Origin of the sequence: Brucella pituitosa (assembly GCF_003049685.1) — a bacterium.
In the GTDB taxonomy this organism is placed as follows: Bacteria; Pseudomonadota; Alphaproteobacteria; order Rhizobiales; family Rhizobiaceae; genus Brucella; species Brucella pituitosa.
The window spans coordinates 144,963-161,918 of the sequence record NZ_PYSY02000008.1; the positions used below are offsets into that span (position 1 = coordinate 144,963).

Sequence of the window (16,956 nt, forward strand, 5' to 3'; positions counted from 1 at the left end):
TTCCAAATCATCACTTGGTCTATCGCGTTGGAATTTGCTGGTTTTCGGCATTCACACTTATCGCCCTTTGCAGCGAAGCGGCTCGAGATGTTGTCACACGGTCTCTCTTACACGCCCGAGACGTCTTGCCTACCGGGTTGTTTTCACAAGCTACAATATGAGGATGACCTGAAATGAAGCAGTTTCTGTTTGCAATCGCCGGCCTTGGCACTATCGCCGTGATGCCATCCGCTGCAATAGCGCAGGACACGGGAGGGATGCCATCTTGGGGCTGTCAGGTCCTTTTGTGCGCAGCATCATCAAACCCTTCGTGGCATGGTGTCCCTTATTGCGTCCCGCCAATGACCAAGTTGATCAAGGCCATGGCAAAACCGGGTTTCTCATGGCCCATTTGCCATGAAGCTAAGTCTGGCAAACCCGGATATCAGCCTTACGAGGATTGCCCATCTGGATTCAAGGAAGCCAGCAATATGAGTGATCGCGGCGCAATGCTGTCCAACCGCTGCGAAAAGACAATCAACACCTGCACCAACAAGATCAGGGACCAGAACAAAGAGCTTCAGCAGTACAAGGATGTTCAATATCGAGACATTGGCAACTCGGATCGCGGAAATAGTTGTCGAAAGGTCGTCTCCATTGCTCGTCCAATGCGAAAAGACCCTTACTTTTTCGACGTTCCCGATTATCAAGGTTTGAAGGGGCGCTATTGGTTCAACTTGAAATTTTAAGGAGCTCTAATGAATCAGAACGCACTTCTCGCACTGGCAGCAAGCGCCGGCATCGCTGTTGGCGCGGCGGTACTGGTTCGTAGTCTCCAACGCTTCGAGCAACGCAGCAGCCATCGCAAAAGCCGATATCGTTGCAGCGATCAAGGCCGACCCTACACTTTGTCCCGTTCCCGATGAGCCAGCGGCGAGCGCCAAGCTCGATGTGCCAACTCAAGCTGAAGCATTGTTTGCCGTAAGGAAGCTGGAAGAAAAAAATCCGCTCTTATGGGACAGAAGAGAACTCGAAAACCTCTCTGTCTCGTTGGCGAATTGTTGGCCAGTCGACGGTGCGACCGGCATGGTCGAATGCGTAGCCAATGTCAAAAAAAACCCGTCGGCGCAAACTATCGCGAGAACGGTTGGATTTGCCAAGGATCAATCATCCGGCGAATGGATTGCGACAGACCGCAAATGAAGAAGCCCGCTGGCGGGCTTCCAGCAATCATAATTTCTTATCGACGCTTTTCAAAACTGATGCCATTTCGCCCGTGCGAGCGTAATCCGCCCGGAGATAAGAGAAGCGGCGAGATAGACCAGTTTTCCGATGGCGTCATCCACATCTTGCGGCTCATAATCTACGATCCGGCGCGGATCTTCCGCTAGCGATGACATATCCAGCAGTCGTTTTGTCGGGCCATTGTCGCCTAGGTCAACGACATTGGTTTCATCCCGCCAATCCAATGTATCTGCAATAGCATCCATAATGGCCTCCGAAATTCATTTTCAGAAGATGGGTGATGCTCGTAAGTGCAATCCTCGAAACTGATGCCTAGTTGATAGCAGCACGATACACGATCATTAGTAGATCAATGCTTCTTACTGCCCGATGCACAGTTTCTCGTCTCCATACACCAATTTTCTGACGAAACAGTCATCCCAAAATCCAAGTGATAAAAATGTTGATTAAGGCATCCCACACGATAGGATGAGAAACACTGCGAAACGAAACGAAATCTGAGCCGCTAAGATATTGACAAAGAACGGAAAGTTTTTTCTCCCGCCACCGAAGGATGGGAGCGACTTCAAAGAATTGTTCAAGCTCATTGTCGCCGCCGGTGCTGGTCGCCCGCTAGGATCCGACGGTCATACGGCAGGTCCATGGACGCCAGAGCTTCTGGCGGAGGCCATAACGCATGTAGATCCTAAGCGGATTGGTGTCGATCTTCGAACGGTTCAGCTCTGGTTTCAGGAGAATGAAAAAGGCATAAGCACGACCAACATCGGGTTGCTGGCAAGAGTTTTAAGTTGTGGTGATACGGTTGCTACAAGCGAATGGAGTATGGAACTCAGCGCTGCACACTCTCGGCTTGTCGCTAAAAGACGTGAGCAGAAGAAGACTGAAACAGCCGAACCGTCGGAGCCAGCCCGAGTTGAACCCCGAATTGCAACATCGGACTCTGCAAACGATAACGATGGTAAGCGATGGAATCTGACTAGATGGTCAGAAAAGCTTTTCGGTGAGGGGTCTCCACTGAATCTGTCTGCCTCGGTTTTTGCTGGAATGTCGGCTCTCGGGTTCCTTTCGTACATCATTGGCATTCACAACGTAACATTCACCCGATCAGATGGCGTGATCAAGCAGGTCGGATTCCTTTGGGCGGCGAACTGGACCCTCGTGTTCATGGTGTTTCTTCCGGTCTTCCTGGCCTTCGTTTCCGAACTGGTGCATTCGTGGAAGCAGGAGGAACGTCGTCGGCATTTCGATGGCACACCCGAGTACAGCGACCGGGCATGGCGTGATATTATCGACGCCTCATCGGGTTCGTTTTGGGCGGTCTTCCTAATCTGTTTGCTTTTTGCTGGTGTGTTCCAGTGGATCGGCGTTTGTCTGGTCCCTCTCATAAGTGGAGGAGGAAATTACGCAACCGATTGGGGCACAATCGCGATAGTCCGGCCCGAAATCGTGACGATACCTGTTGCGATCGGTTTTACGGCATTTGCCTATCTTTATATGAGTTTTTCATTTTATCTCTTCTTCGCCGGCCTCATACTGCTTTACTCGGTCATCAATGACCTTCGAAAGTTACGCGAAGGACCAACAGCGCAGACGAACGCAGGTACGGGCTTTAGAAGCGAGACCGCTATCTGGGTTATGCAGGGGGTTTTTCGCTGCACGGTTTTAGGCATTTTGATCGCTACCGTGATGAAGCTACAAAGCTCGTATTTAGCCTCTAACGGCGCGAGCATTGTAGCCTGGGTGATCAACGACCTTTCATCTATCTTGTACGATCAAGCGACGGCGCACAGCCGTATCAGCTATCGAATGCCCACACACTACAGCAGTCTGCTAATCGCAATATCGACCTGTTTTGTTTTCCTTTATGGAGTGACCCGCACTGGAGCAGGAAATCATTTTAAAGTCACCTTGTGGAAAATGACCGCCGTTGTGATGCTTCTATTTGCAAGCTATCTGTCAATCGACACGTTTTCTGGCTTTACAGTCTTGATGTTTGTCGGGCTCCTAATCGCTATTTATGGCTTATTTGATCCGGCCCTTGGGTCCCGGCGCGCGAGTGAGGTGAGTAATCAAAGTGTTTCATAGTTGGCTTGATCAATGGGATGAGAAACGGGCACGACGCGGAGAAGATGCTAAAAAAGTAACAGCCGTCATTCTCGATGCAGAACGTGCGTTTCCGGGCGCCCCAAAGGTTTCCACTATCGATGAATTCTGCCAGCTCGGGGTGCAGGCAGCTGCCATCGTACTTCAGAGCGCCACTCGGTAGCGATAGAGATTTTGAGCGGGCGGGGACTACCTCAAATTTCCATCTGAAATTTCGACAGACGTTGAGGAAAACAACCAGGTCTGGGCTAAGATCACGGATAGCGGGTCACGGGACAAGGCACTGGTGATATTTCATCATTGGAACGCACGTTCCCGTAATAGTCAGATCGCACGATATTTCTCGAAAAGAGGCATTACGGTTGTCGAGATCGCAATGCCTTATCATTTTGAACGAAGCCGTCCGGGGTCCGACTACGCTGATTATATGCTTAGCGCAAATCTCGGCCGAACGATCCAATCGCTACGGCAGGCCGTGTGGGATGGACAAAAGCTCATTCGCTGGCTCAAAAGCCAAGGCTATCGAGAAATTTCCGTACTTGGAATGAGCCTCGGTTCATGGGTTGCAGGACTGGTCGCGGCTCATGATACCAATGTTAAGAAAGCTTCGCTGTTTCTCACAGCCGGAAGTCTGGCCGAGATGGTCTGGACCGGGCGCGCAACGCGCGCCATACGCGAACTTTGAGCCCACGATAGACCTTTCTCATCTACAGGGCTTGGGCACCGCTCGATCTGGGAAATTACGCCTACAGTCTCGCCCGTCCAGATTTGGATATACAGATTGTTTTGGCAAAAAGAGACAAGGTTGTATTGCCAGAATTGTCAATTGCTCTGTTGGAAAGTCTGAATAATGCTGGCGTAAATCCGAATGTTCAGCAATTAAACTGTGGTCACTATTCACTTGCCATTCCGCCGTACATTTTTAGGGCTGGAGCCAATTTGAAGCGATTTGTTGCTTCAACATCGTTGCGAAGAATGTTCCATAATTATACTTATCTGATTCATTTTGTATAACAGGGTGGGTTCTAGTTTGAAGTGCGACTTGCAAATGATAACAATGAGTTATCAATGCAAGGAACCTGTCATGGAACGCACCTACGCGCATATTGATCTGGATGAACGCCGCAGAATAGCGCGCTGGCGCACCGCAAAGCTCTCCGTTGACGTTATTGCTGAGAAGCTTGGAAGGCACCGCTCGACCATTTTTCGTGAACTCAAGCGCAATCAGTTTCACGATGATGAGATCAAGGATTTAAACGGCTATTACTGCACGATTGCCGAGCAGAAATCCCGCGAGCGGCGTTCAAAGCAACGTAAGCTGATCCGGTATGATGAGCTACGGCAGTCCGTGATCGATCACATCAGCGATGGATGGTCGCCGCAACAGATTGCAGGGAGAATGCGATTGGAACGCCATCCAATCTCTGTCAGTCATGAAACGATCTATCAGTTTGTGTATTCGACCGACGGTCGAAAAGAAAACTTTGGAAATATCTGCCGGAACGTCGTGCCAAACGACGCCCACGTCATGCCCGGCGTCATCATGGACGCCGCTTTCCACCAGAACTGAGCATCCTTTATCGTCCAGACATGGTTGCCAGACGCAAGCAGTTCGGACACTGGGAATGCGACCTTATCCAGTTTCGCAAGAGGTTCGGCAAGGCCAATGTGACGTCTCTAGTCGAGCGGGTGAGCCGCTTTACGGTTTTGTTGCGCAACAATGATCGTCAGTCACGACCAGTGATGGATGGGGTGATTAGGGTACTCAACCCTGCCCCAAATAGCCCGTCGCTCCATCACGTTTGATCGTGGCACTGAGTTCAGAATGGGCTTATCTGCAGAATGGGATCGGGTCGCAAACATGGTTCTGTGATCCGCAGTCACCCTGGCAGAAAGGCACCGTTGAAAACACCAACAGACGCACAAGACGATGGCTTCCCGAGATCTTGATCCGCTCACCCTCAGTGATCGAGACCTCGCCTTCATCTGTCATCGCCTCAACAATACGCCGCGCAAATGTTTGGGTTACAAAACACCTGCAGAAGTCTTTCGGCAAAAATTAATCGCAAACAGACATCGTTTTGCGTAAACTCAAACCGCAAAAGTCGCGCTTCAGCCTGACCTCACAACCTTATTCGCCGCACCCGACATTGCAAATGGTCAGGTTATGACTCGATGCCGTGCCCGTCACCGCCACTAGGAATTCCTCGGGTTCCTTAAACATATTGAGGCGAATATTCTGCCTGTCCTCGACGCCCATCTGGTGGTCGATAATTATGTAGCTCACAAACATCCGAAAGTCCGTGCATAGCTCGCGGCTCGTCCGCGCTTCCATGTCCACTACACCCAACTTATGCGTCATGGCTCAACCAGGTCGAGCGGCAGTTTGACCCTATCACGCAACGGCAGATACGCCTTGGTTCTTTCGTCAGCGCCAGGGACCTGATTGGGAAAATAAGCGCCTTCGTTGAAGCCTATAATGCCAAGGCAAAACCCTTTGTCTGGACAGCCACAAGCCAGTCCATCCTCGCGAAGATCGAACGATTATGTAAAGCTATTTGCCGGACAGGACACTAGGCCGTGTGGACGAATTGACTCAGGTATAAGTTTTCCGGTTCCAGATTTTCTTTCAACATGATTCACACATTGCCGACGTAATTTGGAGGTCGGCAATGTGCACGAGATACAGAGAGTGACTATGAACTGGCACTGGAGGTCTTTCGTGCTTGTCTACCAGCCGTTGGCGCGAAAGCAAAAAATGACCGCCTATTTCTTGAGGCATTGCATTATTTCACCCTTCATAACATCTCATGGCGGGCTTTGCCTGAGCGATTTGGTAACTGGAACAGCATATGGAAGCGTTTTGACCGCTTGGGTAAAGCGGGTGTGTTCGAAGACTATTTTTCCATTTTGGCTGGGCTTGATGAAAGCGCTCATCTGATTGCTATGTTCGACAGCACCGTCATTCGCGCCCATATCTGCAGCAGGTGCTAAAGGGGCAGGAAGGTCAAGCGCTCGGTCGTTCTCGTGGAGGGTTCGGAACCAACATCCATCTGAAAACCGACCGAAATGGTCAGCCTGGGTTTGAACTAACCGGAGGCGAAGCTTCCGATAGTAAACAGTTTGAAAGCCTCATGGAAACTGGCCCTCAAGTCAGGCACCGCGCTATTATTGCTGACAAAGGCTATGATAGCGACGTTAATAGAGAGACTGCGCGAAAGGCTGGCGCAATTCCTGTGATCCCTTACAGATCAAACAGAAGAAATATTCCGAAACATTTTGCCACGGCGCTTTATCGAGGTCGCGCACGTATTGAACAAATGATGGGGAAGCTCAAACGGTTCAAACGTGTAGCACTACGTTGCGAGAAAACAGCAAGAAATTTCCGATCCATCGTCGCAATCGCTGCTGCTTTTATCTTAATCAATTCCGTCCACACGGCCTAGCATGTGATCATCGGCTCAAGTTTACAGCATTCACTCGTGTAACCCGTGCCTCGTGAGAAGAGCGCAGACGGTAACGATCTCCAGGATAAGTGAACCGGCTGCGTGTCTGGTATACCATCGCGCCATGTCTGCCTATCTACAAGCAAACAAGGCTGACTGATATCAATCTGCAGATTTTCGCGAATGTCTTCATCCGCGCGTATAGCACGGATTGTATTGTCGACTGTCGTGACAATCGTGTTACGCAACAGCCAGAAATTCGGGGTAATCAGGGTGAAGTCCTGCTCGAGATAATCGGGCGCTTCAGCGCTATTCACATATCGCTCTTCGATTTGGATCGGTGTTCCATCTTCGAGGTGCAAAAGCTTGGAATAGAAGACGTCGTTTTCGGGCGAGCTCTGCAACATATTCCGCCGCGGGTTGTCCGCACTCAAAACCTCGTGCTGCAAAACACGGCTGCTATGCGCGCCGCCCGACAGGATCACTTCCTCTGAAGCGTCTGGCAAATTGAAAATCGCGCATTGCATCCGCGGGCCAACGACGAATGTTCCGCGTCCCTGAATGCGCAACAGAACCCCGTCAGCCTGCAATTCCCGCAATGCCCGGCGCACTGTCAGGCGAGATGCACTGAAGGTTCCCGCAAGGTCATCTTCTGAAGGCACCTGAAAGTTTGCCGGCCATTCTGCTGTTTCGATCTTTTTGTCGATAGCGCTTTTTATTTGAGCATATAATGGTTGGTCTGAACTGTTCATATCTCACAACAAATGATGTTATTAATAGCGCATAATCACATTCATAGTCGGGCTGGGTCAAGTCCACTTGCGTGATTACACATGGCATGAATCACGGGTTTCACCCCTAATGATTGCTTGCTAATGTTCTGGCTACAAATTCAGCGTCTGCCGGAAGTTGGTCCAGCGCCGGAAAGCCGAAGACATTCAAGAACATCAGCGAAACCGCTAAAATATTTGGTTTGTCATCAATGGGATCCACCCTGAAATAGATTGGGATCAGTTTTTCCAAAACATCAACTTCAATTCTTTCGGCGTTTAACTCAGCACTTTGATAGTCTCGCGGAAGGCACCCGTATTTTCAAAACGTGTCGCCCACGCATGCACCTTCAGCGTCTTTCGGACAATTCTCAGCGGGATTACGACCTCTTCCCGCCATTCTTGTATTTCGGCGTATAGAGCGCTGAGCGCTTTTGCCGTGACATATCGGTCTGTTGTTACCGCGTGCAGAACCGCCAGATAAAACGGCACATCAATGGCATAATTGTCTTGCAAGCTCAGCAAGGCAGCCGGAATTCCGGGCTTGGCATAGAGTTGAAGCATAAAGCTCAAAGTGCTGAATGACGTTCTATATCGTCCACTCGCGTGATCCTCTGCCTTTAAGATCCAGGCTTCAGCCCATCCCAACGTTTAACCGTGCCTGTTTCAATACCGAACAGATCAAGAGCGCGGCCCACAGAATGGCAGACCATCTCGTTAATGCTTTCGGGATGCGAATAAAAGGCTGGAACAGGCGGCATGATGATTGCCCCCATTTCAGTGAGTGCTGTCATCGTTTTCAAATGCCCGAGATGCAGCGGCGTTTCCCGCACCATGAGAACCAGTCGGCGCCGTTCTTTCAAAACCACATCAGCGGCCCTGCTCATCAGTGTCGACGTCACACCGACGCTATCTCCGACATGGTTTTAACCGAACACGGAGCAACCAGCATACCCATCGTCCTGAACGATCCCGATGCTATCGAAGCGCCGACATCCGCAGCCGAATGAACCACATCGGCGCGATGCGACAGCTCTGATTTTTGTATACCAAGCTCCTGATGGAGCGTGAGCAGCGCTGCGCGAAACAACGAGATGCGTTTCGACGCCCACTGATCGCGCCAGTTCCAGTGCCTTAAGCCCATAAGCTGCGCCCGAAGCGCCCGAAATTCCTATCACCAGGCGTTGAGCGCTCATCGGTTACGCTCCCTCGAACCAGTCGCTGGCCTTGACACTGTCGCCAAGTCGCAATCGCTTGCGTTCAAACTCCTGTTCCCGTCCCCATGGCTTGGTCGCATCCACAAGCAGCCTGCCCCAATGGTCCTTCTGTTCATCCCGATAAAATGATGGTGTATCCGGGATGATCAGCGTAATCCTTGTCTGGGCGACAACGCGTTAGAATGGCCCATTGCACATCATCCATGTCGTAGATATTCACGTCGGTATCCACCACCGTGATCTGTTTTGACCATATGGGTTCGGCCCCGATAGCCCCCAGCATGACCTGACGCGCATGTCCCTCGAACTGCGGCTCGATCTGGATGATGGCGTGATTGACGAATGGCTGGCAGGTGACATTGATGATACCGGGAAGCGCAGCACTCAAGCGCTGATAAATATTCGCGGAAACCGATAGTTCGAGTGTGAGCACTTCTTCAGGTGAACCACATAATATCGAATGAAACATCGCGTCTTTGCGCACGGTGACGCCCAGTACTTCGAAAACCGCATTAGGTCCGACAGGAACGTAATACCCATAAACTCGCCAAAGGCCCTTCGGCGCGGCGTTCATTGGGAAAGCGTCCTTCGATAACCACTTCGGTTTCTGCAGGAACTTCAAGATCGATATGGTTGCATTTGCGCATGGCAATCGGTCGTCCACGCAGGCGTGCCGCCACTTCCAATTCGTCGACATCATACGGCAGTGGCGCTGCTGCGGTTAGAAATGCATGCGAAGGTGTACCAATCAACATGGCCGCTTCAGGCGGTTTGCCCAGTTTTTCCGCCTTCTCATGATAGATCGTCAGATGATGGCGAGGTGCCAAGCGACAGCGCAGCTCGTTATCGCTGATAAACATCGAGCGATGATAGGACAAATTACCAACGCCGGTTTCCGGATCTTTGGCGATAAACATGGCGGAGGTGAAATAGGGCGCGCCGTCCCGGTCAGAATAGGTAATCAGCGGCAGATCGGACAGCTTCACTTCTTCATATTCGGGAAGTTCGCTGTCATCGGCAAGTTTCAGCGGCTCTTTCATCTCTGACGTGCCAAGAGATGCGAGACGGCTCCACTGGGTGCAAAAATCCTTTGCGTCAATGCCGATCACTTCGGCAATTCTGTCGCGCGTGCTGTAAACATTGCTGACAACGGGAAACCGTGTGCCTTTTACGTTGGTAAACATCACCGGCTTCGCCCATTTTTTCTGCGCAAGCTGTGTGACGGCTGCAAGTTCATGCGCAGGGTCAATCTCTCGATCAACCACCAGCAGATCGCCGCGCTCTTCAACTTATTGATAAAATCTCATCTCAAACTCCATTCTAGGATTCAGCGGACAGTGCCCAAATTGGGTGTTAATGCGATACGGGTGGTACGCGCGTCGTGCGCGGAACGCAGCCGATAACGGTCTCCGGGATAGATAAAACGGCTACGCGTGACCGGAATCCCGTCGCGCCATGTCGAACGGTCCAGAAGCAGGCAAGGCTGGTTGGCATCGATCTGCAAAAGCTGGCGTATGTCGTCTTCAGCGCGAATGGCACGAATGGCATTATCAACTGTTGTGACCACCGTTTCGCGCCGAAACCATGCTTCGGGGCCTTGCGTTGAAAACGTCTGATCCAGATATCCGGAGCTTCTGCGGCGTTGACATAGCGCTCTTCAAGCTGAATGGGCGTGCCATCTTCCAGATGAAGAAACCGGCTGTAATAAACAAACCACATCATCGCAAACAAATCATTGCAACCGATAATGCGATATTAATCAATCGGCTGTGCGCGAAACATCGACTCTGCTGCAATCACGCTTCCAGAAGGGATCTGGAAATTTGCTTCAACCATTCTTCCGTTTCAACGCGGCGATCAATTTCGCTTTTGATTTTTTTATAGAGATGCTGGTCAGTGTTCACGATGCGCGCTCATAAAATTGGCCAATGTGATAGTAAACTTCAACCATTATGATATCATAATCAAGTGCGTAAATTTAGAAATGCTAGAAATGTGTCGGACAAAAATCGCCCTCATCAGCATAAGGACCGCTATTCTGCGGTTTTATCGCTGTTTACCCAATTTCGACGTCTTGTATTTTTCTGTTGACTTTTAAAGTGATATCACTTTGCATAGATAAGAATATCTTTAGTGCATCGAAATGAATAATTCCGGGCACGCGGCGGAAAAGGAAGCTATGCTTTCAGCACAAGGGCTCGCCAAGAGGAGGGGCAATGTCGACCCGACCTGCAAAAACTTGCTATGTATATCAACGGTGAATGGGTAGAGCCGTCATCGGGCCAATATATCGAGACCATCGATCCATTTACGGCGAAGCCTTGGGCCTTGGTGCCTCGCGGCAATGCCGAAGACGCTGACAGAGCCATTCAAGCAGCGCATAATGCCTTTACCAAAGGCCCGTGGAGAAAGTTGCATCCCAGCGAGCGTGGCCGCATTATACAGCGCTTCGCCGATCTCATCGAACAGAATGCAGATGAGCTGGCTGAGATCGAAGTGTGCGATAATGGTCGCCTTCTCGCCGAAATGCGCCATCAAATTCGCTATATTCCGCGCTGGTATCACTATTATGCCGGGCTGAGGACAAGATCGAAGGTGCGGTGCATCCCTGCGATAAAAAGCCCTGAGCTTCTCGCGGCACGAGCCACTCGGCGTCTGCGTCGGCATCGTGCCGTGGAACGCACCCCTGTTTCTGTTTTCACTCAAGGCTGCCCCGCCCTGGCAGCCGGTTGCGCTGGTGATGAAACCGGCCGAGTATACCTCGGCTACGGCTATCAAATTGATGGAACTGGTTGAAAAGGCTGGCTTCCCCGCAGGTGTGATCAATGTCGTGACCGGCTATGGACCTGAAGTTGGTGAGCCGTTGGTGACGCACCCGCTCACACGCCACGTTGGCTTTACGGGATCGACCCGCACGGGTGCGCATCTATATGCGTTGGCGGCTAAAGACATCAAGCGGGTTAGCCTCGAACTGGGTGGCAAGTCGCCCAATATCATTTTTGAGGACGCCAATCTTGATAATGCCGTACGCGGCGTCGTCGGCGGTATCTTTGGCGCGGTAGGTCAAACCTGTATTGCCGGTTCGCTTGTTGTTGCAGCGAAAAATACGATGAATTTCTGGAAAACTGACGGCCTTCACCAAAACGGCGCGCATTGGCGACCCCAAACACCTGGATACCCATCGGCCCTATAGCCAACGCCATGCAGTATGAGAAAGTGCTGGGCTATATCGATATCGCGCGGCAGGAAGGTGCAGAACTCATCATCGGCGGCAAACGGCCCGATCTGGATGAATGTGCGGCAGGCTATTTCGTTGAGCCAACGATTTTGCAGTGTGAACAATGATATGCGCATTGCGCGTGAAGAGGTGTTTGGACCTGTTCTGGCAGCCATTCCATTTGATGATGCGGAAGAAGCCGTAGCCATCGCCAATGACAGCGAATTCGGGTTGGCTGCAGGTGTCTGGACCTCGGATATGCGTCGCGCCATACTCATGTCGGAAAGCCTGGAAGCGGGCAGTGTCTGGGTAAACACATATCGCGATGTGTCCTACACCACTCCGTTTGGCTATAAAAGAGCGGAATAGGCCGGGAAAACGGAATAGAAGGAATTAAAGAGTTCCTGCAAACCAAAGCCGTGTGGTTATCCACTGCAGAGGAGATAGCAAATCCGTTCGTGATCGGCTGACAAGGAACGCCAGAACAAAGCCTAAAAAGCGAGCCATTTGAGGCCGGGTGGTTCGCAAAAATTACGGCCAAAGGAACTAGAAAATGAGTATTAAAGAAACAGTGCGCTCTAAAAGGCGATTACGCTTACTGTCGGAGCAACGATAAGCCTTCTCATGATCACAGGCTCTGTCAGTGCGCAAACCGCAGCGGACAGCCTGCCACAGAAATATCGCGAAGCCGGTGTAATCAAGCTGGTTACCGACGCGAAATATCCGCCCTTTCAGTCTATGAACGACGCTGGCGAAATGGTCGGTTTTGAAGTCGATCTCTGGAATGCCATCGCCGCCCGTCTCAACGTCAAAGTCGATGTTACATCGGTTTCGTTCGATTCTCTGATCCCCGGTGTTCAGTCGGGACGTTGGGATATTGCGATGGAAGGCATCACCGACAATGCCGAACGCCAGAAAGTCGTTAGTTTCGTTGATTACGGATACACCACATCATCGGCCTATGTCCTTGAGCAAAGGCGCTGATATCAGCGACCATTTAGGCCTTTGCGGGCTGAAAGGTTCCGCGCAAAGCGGCACCGAATGGTGGACATGATCACGAAGGAAATCGGCGAAGCCTGCGTTGCGGCCGGCAAAGAAAAGCCAACCGTTTCAGAATTCGGCACATCCGAAGCAACATTGCTGTCGGTTTATTCCGGTCGAAGTGATTTCGTTTTGACCTCTGCGGCACTTGCCGGAGAAATTCAGAAGTCGGCACCACATCCGGTCAAAGTTATTCCTATGCAAATTTTGCCAAGAATGCCCAGTGGCATCGCATTCCGTAAAAATGAAACAGATCTCGGCGAGGCTCTGCTGGCAGCTCTGAAGTCAAGGCCAGCGGCGACTACGACAAAATCTACGCAAAATGGACTGTCTCGCCAATGGCGATGGAACACGAGCCAGGTATAAATCTGGCCACGATCCCAACTTCAAAATAGCAATCTCGGTCGGTGATATAACTCGGGATTGAGTTCATCGGCCGCATCAATGCGAATATGATTGAGAGACAGCTACTATGTCGGATGATTCAATTCTCGCCGCCTCGCCTTCTCCTGACCGGCCCATGCTGACATATATTTCGGCCAGCGCTTGAAGACGCGGATAACTGCAACGCTGCTTATCATCTTCATACTTTATTGCGCCCAGATGATTGCGGCTAATCCTAATTTTGGATGGAGTGTAGTTGGAGAATATCTGTTCGATAGTCGCGTCCTGTGGGGCTGTCTCACGCTATGGCTGACTGTGGTCACCATGGTTATTGGGTTGTTCTGGGACGATTTTAGCCATCATGGCGATGTCCAATAATTTCGTTATTTCGAAAGTAGCCAAAGCCTATATCTGGTTCTTTCGTGGAACCCCCGTCCTGGTTCAATTGATCTTCTGGTACAACCTCGGTGCCCTGTTTCCCGAAATATCGATCGGGCTGCCTTTCACATCATGGTGGATTTCGGTTCCCACCAATTCATTGATATCGCCGGTAACGGCTGCTGTCCTTGGTCTGGGATTGAACGAAGGCGCATATATGTCCGAAATCATTCGGAGCGGCCTGATGTCGGTGGAACCCGGTCAAAAACAAGCGGCGAAATCACTTGGCATGACCAACGGCAAGGCTTTGTGGCGCATTATATTGCCGCAGGCGATGCCAGTGATCATCCCTCCGACCGGCAATCAGACGATTGGGATGCTGAAAACATCCTCTCTGGTGAGTGTGATATCATTGGCTGACCTGCTTTATTCGGCGCAAACTATCTACTCCCGCAACTTTCAGACCATCCCTTTGTTGATCGTGGCATCTGGTATCTGGCGGCAACGACCATTCTGAGTACTGTACAGGTTCGCATCGAGCGGCATTTTAGTCGCTCCAATCAGCAGACAAATACATCCTCAACTCGCCTTCCCCGTCGTCTGTTTCGTCAGAAAGCTTGATAAAATGTCCGATTCGATGATTGTCTTTGACCGGGTGTCGAAAAATTACGGCAGCATGACTGTCCTCAATAACATCAACCTTGAAGTGGCCGCCGGTGAGGTGGTTAGTCTGATTGGCCCATCGGGATCAGGAAAATCAACGTTGCTGCGCTGCGTGAACCATTTGGAACGCATTGAGCAAGGCAGCATCAAGGTGGACGGTGAGTTGATCGGTTACCGACGCGAAGGCAATTTTGCGCGAACTTCCAGAAAGATGATCGCACGCCAACGCGCCCGGATCGGCATGGTGTTCCAGAACTTCAACCTCTTTGGACATAAAACAGCACTCGAAAACGTCATCGAAGCGCCTGTTCATGTGCTGGGAATTGCAAAAAGCGAAGCTGTGAAACAAGCGAGCGAGGTGTTGGCACGCGTGGGGCTTGCCGATAAATTACATCACTATCCCCGCATGTTATCTGGTGGTCAGCAGCAACGCGTTGCCATTGCGCGCCTTGGCAATGAAGCCCAAAGTCCTGCTTTCGATGAACCGACCAGTGCGCTTGATCCTGAACTGGTGGGGAAGTGCTCGACGTCATGCGGTCGCTAGCAGCAGATGGTCTGACAATGATGGTGGTGACGCACGAGATGTCGTTGCACGCGATGTTTGCAATCGGATTGCATTCATGCAAGCTGGCCAAATTGTCGAATGCGGTGCTCCCTCGGAAATATTGGATAATCCCGCATTTGAGCGAACCCGCTCTTTCCTTTCCAAGGTTCACTAGATGACTATTCCGCACAAGGCGGTTTCTTCGGATAAATGGGACCTGATCATCGTTGGCGGCGGTATAGTCGGATGTTCAACGGCTCTTTATGCCGCACGATCAGGCTTGCGTGTGCTGATTGTCGAGCGTGATACACGGGATCCAGACAATCCGGCCGAAATCTTGGCTTTGTGCGTCAGCAGGGCCGTGACTTTCGCGAGCTTCCGCTGGCCATGGCTTCTCTCAACCTGTGGGAAGGACTGGAGCGGGATCTGGGCCGTAAAGTGGGCTGGCTTCGTGGCGGCAACGCGGTCCTTGCCACCAGTGACAGTGACCTTTCAACCAAGCCGATTGGCAATCCAAAGCCACAAAGTATGGGTTGGACACGGTTCTGCTTACACAAGCGCAAATTCGCGAAAAGCTTCCGCTTATCGCAGACAATGCTAAAGTGCGCGGGGCCATGTTTACCGCATCAGACGGGCGTGCCGAACCGAGTCGAGCAACGCGAGCCATGTTTGAAGCGGCGATTGAAGCCGGTGTTTCCGTTATCCTTGGCGCGCGTGTGACGCGAGTGGATATTCAGGCTGGTCATGTGCACGGGGTCTGGATTGGCCGCAGGCTTTATCGCGCAGATCAGGTACTGTGCGCAGCGGGCACCGAAAGCTCAAGCTGTTGCGCGCGGTTGGGTACATTCTCCCGCAAGAAAGAATACGCGCAACCGTGGCACGAACGGTCCCGGCCGCAGATCTCACCGTCAATCCTGCATTTCACTGCCACTGACCGGCATTCGTCAGGATGCGTGGAGACATTCGTCTTTCAGTGGCGGGCGGGGAATATGATGTTCGTCTCGATTCCTGGCGCACCATGCGTCACTACCAAGAAACACGTAAGAGCAATCCTGACGCGGCCCGGATAAATTATCTAGGTCCTCTGCAAAAGTTAGCGCCCTTGCGACCATCGGCACCGATTGCTGACATTGCACCAACAAGCGAGGCGGTAGAACCCGCGTATTATCGCGTGCAGCAGGCGCAGGATGAGATAAGGCGCTTCCTGCCGGCGATCGCTGATCTCGAAATCGAAGCGGTTTGGGCTGGCATCATCGACACACTTCCTGATGTGATCCCGGTTATGGGCCATGTGAACGGCGTCGATGGACTTCTAGTGGCGACGGGCTTCAGTGGACACGGTTTTGGCCTAGGTCCATGGCTGGTAAAGTCATGGCTGAATTCGCACAAGGGCACTCGTCTTCAGTGGATATATCGGGCCTATCACCGGATCGGTTCTAACCATAATCGGTAGACCTCAAACAGTGTAACGCGCACCCAACACAATCAACTAACAAAGACAAGGAGACGGAAAATGGCACAGAGAATTTTTTCTGGAGTCCCTTCGGAGGCAATCGCCGGATATGCCAAAGCGGTTATTGATGGAAGCACAATTTATGTTTCGGGGACCACTGGCCGCGATAAAACAACAGGCATATTTCCCACTGATGCAGCGCAACAGGCACGCAATGCGCTCGCCGAGATCGACGACGTTCTGAAGAAGGCGGGGCAAGCCTTACGCCGTCGCCAGCCGCGTTTACGTCACCGATCTTGAGGCCGCCGATGCTGTAACGCCAGTGCTTGGGAAGTGTTCAAAGACATTCGGCCGACCAGTACGTTCCTAATCTGCCAGATCCCTGCACGCGGTGCGAAAGTGGAGATCGAGATTATAGCTTCAGTGTCCGTCGTCGAATGATTTGAGACTATTTGTGTTTTTGAAGATTGGAGTTTCCGGCTCGGTTTGGGGTTTGATTTAAGCGGCTTTGGCCTG

The 16,956-nt window shown here is 51.5% G+C and carries 16 protein-coding genes and 10 pseudogenes; 18 read left to right on the forward strand and 8 right to left on the reverse strand.

Annotated elements, in window-relative coordinates:
* Window positions 1-173: 173 nt before the first annotated feature.
* On the forward strand, window positions 174-728 hold the full coding sequence (locus C9380_RS25715; protein WP_128095091.1) for a hypothetical protein: 555 nt from the start codon (window positions 174-176) through the stop codon (window positions 726-728).
* A 58-nt stretch (window positions 729-786) separates the two neighbouring features.
* Window positions 787-1,182 carry a hypothetical protein gene (locus tag C9380_RS25720; RefSeq protein ID WP_128095092.1) on the forward strand — a complete coding sequence of 132 codons (396 nt, stop codon included), beginning with the start codon at window positions 787-789 and terminating at the stop codon, window positions 1,180-1,182.
* Window positions 1,183-1,232: 50 nt separating this feature from the next.
* On the opposite strand, the gene C9380_RS25725 is transcribed toward C9380_RS25720, so the two are convergent.
* Window positions 1,233-1,469, reverse strand: coding sequence for a hypothetical protein (locus C9380_RS25725; protein ID WP_128095093.1), 237 nt, complete (start codon window positions 1,467-1,469; stop codon window positions 1,233-1,235).
* Between the two features lie 268 nt (window positions 1,470-1,737).
* Here C9380_RS25725 and C9380_RS25730 point away from each other — a divergent pair, with 268 nt between their 5' ends.
* From C9380_RS25730 to C9380_RS25750, 5 genes and pseudogenes are all read left to right on the forward strand, one after another.
* Window positions 1,738-3,309, forward strand: a complete 1,572-nt coding sequence (locus C9380_RS25730) for an RcgA family putative transporter (RefSeq protein WP_128095094.1) — start codon at window positions 1,738-1,740, stop codon at window positions 3,307-3,309.
* Window positions 3,299-4,341, forward strand: a pseudogene (locus tag C9380_RS25735) (RcgR family putative quorum lactone hydrolase). The gene C9380_RS25730 and the pseudogene C9380_RS25735 overlap by 11 nt, the downstream one beginning before the upstream one ends.
* 70 nt (window positions 4,342-4,411) lie before the next feature.
* A pseudogene (locus C9380_RS25740) lies at window positions 4,412-5,416 on the forward strand (IS30 family transposase).
* A gap of 620 nt (window positions 5,417-6,036) precedes the next feature.
* Window positions 6,037-6,321 (forward strand): transposase, encoded by a 285-nt coding sequence (locus C9380_RS28765; protein ID WP_353954670.1) that lies wholly within the window; start codon window positions 6,037-6,039, stop codon window positions 6,319-6,321.
* A pseudogene (locus tag C9380_RS25750) lies at window positions 6,285-6,773 on the forward strand (IS5 family transposase); the annotation flags it as partial. The gene C9380_RS28765 and the pseudogene C9380_RS25750, both read left to right, overlap by 37 nt.
* A 7-nt stretch (window positions 6,774-6,780) precedes the next feature.
* On the opposite strand, the pseudogene hutC reads toward C9380_RS25750, so the two are convergent.
* From hutC to C9380_RS25775, 7 genes and pseudogenes are all read right to left on the reverse strand, one after another.
* Window positions 6,781-7,525: pseudogene (gene hutC / locus C9380_RS25755) on the reverse strand (histidine utilization transcriptional repressor HutC).
* A 106-nt stretch (window positions 7,526-7,631) separates the two neighbouring features.
* Window positions 7,632-7,796, reverse strand: coding sequence for a hypothetical protein (locus tag C9380_RS27020; RefSeq protein ID WP_164844755.1), 165 nt, complete (start codon window positions 7,794-7,796; stop codon window positions 7,632-7,634).
* A gap of 26 nt (window positions 7,797-7,822) precedes the next feature.
* Window positions 7,823-8,107, reverse strand: a complete 285-nt coding sequence (locus C9380_RS25760) for a TIGR02444 family protein (RefSeq protein ID WP_128095096.1) — start codon at window positions 8,105-8,107, stop codon at window positions 7,823-7,825.
* Between the two features lie 56 nt (window positions 8,108-8,163).
* Window positions 8,164-8,739, reverse strand: a pseudogene (locus C9380_RS25765) (UbiX family flavin prenyltransferase).
* Between the two features lie 133 nt (window positions 8,740-8,872).
* Window positions 8,873-9,334 (reverse strand): UbiD family decarboxylase, encoded by a 462-nt coding sequence (locus C9380_RS28120; RefSeq protein ID WP_252869900.1) that lies wholly within the window; start codon window positions 9,332-9,334, stop codon window positions 8,873-8,875.
* Window positions 9,273-10,025, reverse strand: a complete 753-nt coding sequence (locus tag C9380_RS28125; protein ID WP_252869901.1) for a UbiD family decarboxylase — start codon at window positions 10,023-10,025, stop codon at window positions 9,273-9,275. The genes C9380_RS28120 and C9380_RS28125 overlap by 62 nt, the downstream gene beginning before the upstream one ends.
* A gap of 62 nt (window positions 10,026-10,087) precedes the next feature.
* Window positions 10,088-10,470: pseudogene (locus C9380_RS25775) on the reverse strand (UTRA domain-containing protein); the annotation flags it as partial.
* 534 nt (window positions 10,471-11,004) lie between these two features.
* On the opposite strand from C9380_RS25775, the pseudogene C9380_RS28420 reads away from it, so the two are divergent.
* From C9380_RS28420 to C9380_RS28160, 11 genes and pseudogenes are all read left to right on the forward strand, one after another.
* Window positions 11,005-11,361: pseudogene (locus C9380_RS28420) on the forward strand (aldehyde dehydrogenase family protein); the annotation flags it as partial.
* Window positions 11,362-11,428: 67 nt separating this feature from the next.
* Window positions 11,429-11,953: an aldehyde dehydrogenase family protein gene (locus C9380_RS28425; protein ID WP_290124842.1), complete on the forward strand. Its 525-nt coding sequence runs from the start codon at window positions 11,429-11,431 to the stop codon at window positions 11,951-11,953.
* Between the two features lie 8 nt (window positions 11,954-11,961).
* Window positions 11,962-12,346: pseudogene (locus C9380_RS28430) on the forward strand (aldehyde dehydrogenase family protein).
* Window positions 12,347-12,601: 255 nt separating this feature from the next.
* A complete protein-coding gene (locus C9380_RS28955) occupies window positions 12,602-12,961 on the forward strand; it encodes a transporter substrate-binding domain-containing protein (RefSeq protein WP_252869902.1) in 360 nt (119 codons plus the stop codon).
* A 66-nt stretch (window positions 12,962-13,027) separates the two neighbouring features.
* Window positions 13,028-13,384 carry a type 2 periplasmic-binding domain-containing protein gene (locus tag C9380_RS28960; protein ID WP_252869903.1) on the forward strand — a complete coding sequence of 119 codons (357 nt, stop codon included), beginning with the start codon at window positions 13,028-13,030 and terminating at the stop codon, window positions 13,382-13,384.
* A 385-nt stretch (window positions 13,385-13,769) separates the two neighbouring features.
* Window positions 13,770-14,297: an amino acid ABC transporter permease gene (locus tag C9380_RS28140; protein WP_252869909.1), complete on the forward strand. Its 528-nt coding sequence runs from the start codon at window positions 13,770-13,772 to the stop codon at window positions 14,295-14,297.
* Window positions 14,298-14,417: 120 nt separating this feature from the next.
* Window positions 14,418-15,162, forward strand: a pseudogene (locus tag C9380_RS25795) (amino acid ABC transporter ATP-binding protein).
* The gene (locus C9380_RS28145; RefSeq protein WP_252869904.1) at window positions 15,163-15,588 is read left to right on the forward strand and encodes an FAD-dependent oxidoreductase; all 426 of its coding nucleotides are present in this window, start codon (window positions 15,163-15,165) and stop codon (window positions 15,586-15,588) included.
* Window positions 15,521-15,769 (forward strand): annotated as a pseudogene (locus tag C9380_RS28150) (FAD-dependent oxidoreductase); the annotation flags it as partial. The gene C9380_RS28145 and the pseudogene C9380_RS28150, both read left to right, overlap by 68 nt.
* Before the next feature lie 167 nt (window positions 15,770-15,936).
* The gene (locus C9380_RS28155) at window positions 15,937-16,440 is read left to right on the forward strand and encodes an FAD-dependent oxidoreductase (RefSeq protein ID WP_252869905.1); all 504 of its coding nucleotides are present in this window, start codon (window positions 15,937-15,939) and stop codon (window positions 16,438-16,440) included.
* Window positions 16,441-16,500: 60 nt separating this feature from the next.
* A complete protein-coding gene (locus C9380_RS28160; RefSeq protein ID WP_252869906.1) occupies window positions 16,501-16,740 on the forward strand; it encodes a Rid family hydrolase in 240 nt (79 codons plus the stop codon).
* Window positions 16,741-16,956: the final 216 nt, after the last annotated feature.